Source organism: Rhodococcus sp. (in: high G+C Gram-positive bacteria) (genome assembly GCF_049286785.1).
In the GTDB taxonomy this organism is placed as follows: Bacteria; Actinomycetota; Actinomycetes; order Mycobacteriales; family Mycobacteriaceae; genus Rhodococcus_F.
On the sequence record NZ_JBAQEO010000152.1, the window covers coordinates 1 to 2483 of the forward strand.

General features: G+C 61.4%; 2 pseudogenes. Both read left to right on the forward strand.

Annotated elements, in window-relative coordinates:
* Positions 1–40: 40 nt before the first annotated feature.
* Positions 41–811 (forward strand): annotated as a pseudogene (locus WAW17_RS06060) (NAD(P)H-dependent flavin oxidoreductase); the annotation flags it as partial.
* 21 nt (positions 812–832) lie between these two features.
* Positions 833–1985 (forward strand): annotated as a pseudogene (locus WAW17_RS06065) (acyl-CoA dehydrogenase family protein).
* Positions 1986–2483 lie beyond the last annotated feature (498 nt).

Consider the following 2483-nt stretch of genomic DNA (forward strand, 5'->3'; position numbering starts at 1 on the left):
GTAATCCACCACCCGTGTCCACAAGCCGGGGGTAAGGCCCCTGACAATCCTGCCGGCGATCACGCCACCGCCGTACGACGAATACAGGCAGGTCATCATCGAATCTGGGATCAAGATCGTTGAGACCGCCGGTTCCAACCCCGCACCGCACCTGCCCGACTTCCATTCCGCCGGGGTCAAGGTGCTGCACAAGTGCACCAGCGTGCGGCACGCGATCAAAGCACAGGACACGGGTGTCGACGGCATCAGTATCGACGGCTTCGAATGCGCCGGCCACCCAGGTGAGGATGACATCCCAGGTCTGGTGCTGATCGCCGCCGCGGCCGAGCAGATCACCATCCCTATGGTCGCCTCGGGAGGCTTCGCGGACGCACGCGGGTTGGTCGCGGCGCTCGCTCTCGGCGCCGACGGTATCAACATGGGCACCCGTTTCATGTGCACCGCTGAATCGCCTACCCACCAGAACATCAAGGAAGCAATCGTCGCGGCCAAGGAGACCGACACCGAGCTGATCTTCCGGCCACTGCGCAACACCGCGCGCGTCGCTAGCAACACCGTCAGCCGGGAGGTCGTCGAGATCCTGAACCGCGGCGGCCAGTTCCCGGACGTCCAAGAACTCGTCGCGGGCGCTCGCGGTCGCCTCGTCTACGAGAACGGCGATCCCGAGGCCGGCATCTGGACCGTCGGGACCGTCCAGGGCATCATCCACGACATCCCGACCGCTGGTGAACTCGTCGAACGCATTGTCACCGGGGCAGAGGCGCTGATTTCTGAGCGCCTCGCCGGCCTCCTGTCCTCCGTCGACGCGTGAGTTATCTGCAGGAGAGAAGCCATGGAGCGCAATATCTTCGAGAAGGACCACGAAGTATATCGGGAGACAGTGCGCGAGTTCCTCGCCCATGAGGTCGAGTCGAACTATGAGCAGTGGGAGGCAGACCGGCTGATCGACCGCTCGGCTTGGCTGGCTGCCAGCAAAGCCGGGATCGTCGGGCTCGGCGCACCGGAGGAGTTCGGCGGATCGGGAGTGACCGATTACCGGTTTCGATACGTCGTGGCAGCGGAGGTCGCACGGAGCGCTACAACGTCGTTCTGCTCCGGAATCAGCCGCCAGGAGGACGTTGCGATTCCGAACATCGTCGGGCTCGGTACCGACGAATAGAAGCAGCGGTGGCTGCCCGGCATAGCCGCTGGCGAACTGATCGGTGCGATCGCGATGACCGAGCCGGGCGCTGGCAGTGACCTGCAGGGGCCTCAAGACCACTGCGGTCCGGAAACGGAAAGACTGGATGATCAACGGGCAGAGGACGTTCATCACGAACGGTATCCACTCCGATCTCGTCATCGTCGCAGCCCGTACTGATTCTAGCGCCGGATCGAAGGGATTGTCGCTCTTCGTAGTGGAGCGGGACATGCCCGGATTCAGCCGTGGGTGCAAGGTGGGACTCGCCGGCCAGGACACTGCGGAACTGGTGTTCGAGGATGCGAGGGTGCGCGCGACCAGTCTGCTCGGTATCGAGGGGCGCGGCTATATCCACCTCATGGAAAGCCAGTCGCTTGACCGCAGTTCGATCGCGGTCAACGCGATTGCGGTGTCGAAGGCCGCCTACGAATTGACCAAGAATTACGTGTTTGATCGCAAGGCATTCATCAAGCCGATCGGAGACCTGCAGAACACCCGGTTCGCGCTGGTGGAGATGCTCACGGAGATCGAGGTGACCGAGTCACACATCGATCGGTGCGTACTCGCAGTGAATGCAGGCGAACTCACCGCCGTCGACGCGTCGAAGGGCAAGTGGTGGGCTAGTGAACTGCAGAAGCGCGTCGTCGATCGGTACGTGCAGTTGCATGGCGGATACGGGTTCATGATGGAGTATCCCATCGGCCGCGTTTACGTGGATCGCCGCATCCAGACAATTTGCGGTGGCACCACTGAGATCAAGAAAGAGATCATCGGATGCGACATCGCGTCCGACTTCGCCAAGTAGGTGGAGGGGTCGGCCATCGGTGAGTCCTTCCGGGTCGCAGCGCTACTCGGCTGCTAGATGATCGATGAATGCTGTGGCAGTAAGGAAACTGTTACCTGTTGCCTGACGCGCAAATGGATTCTGGCCCATTTGCCGTGATCAGCTCTGAGAGTGTTAGTTGCTGAGAAGTATTCGTGAAGACGTTTCGAACGGTTCGTGTCGACGACGTGCGGCAAATTGGCGGCCTCAGGTGGTTTTCGCTGTCGGCTCGACAACATGGATCGTCGATCTCTTTGATACTCATGCCGGGATTGACTGACTGAGCGGTCAGGGTGGCTGGAGTTGATGAGGAGTCATGTGGCCGATATCTGCGCACTATGTCCGATAGCGTGCGCGTATCGCTTTTCGCTCCCGAAACGGTGCGGCGCTCGTGGTGCCGGAGACCTGTAGCGGGTTGGTCGCAGCTACTTGGTGGCCGGCCGTCATCAGTGTGAGTACCTATGGCACGCGGCCCGGTTT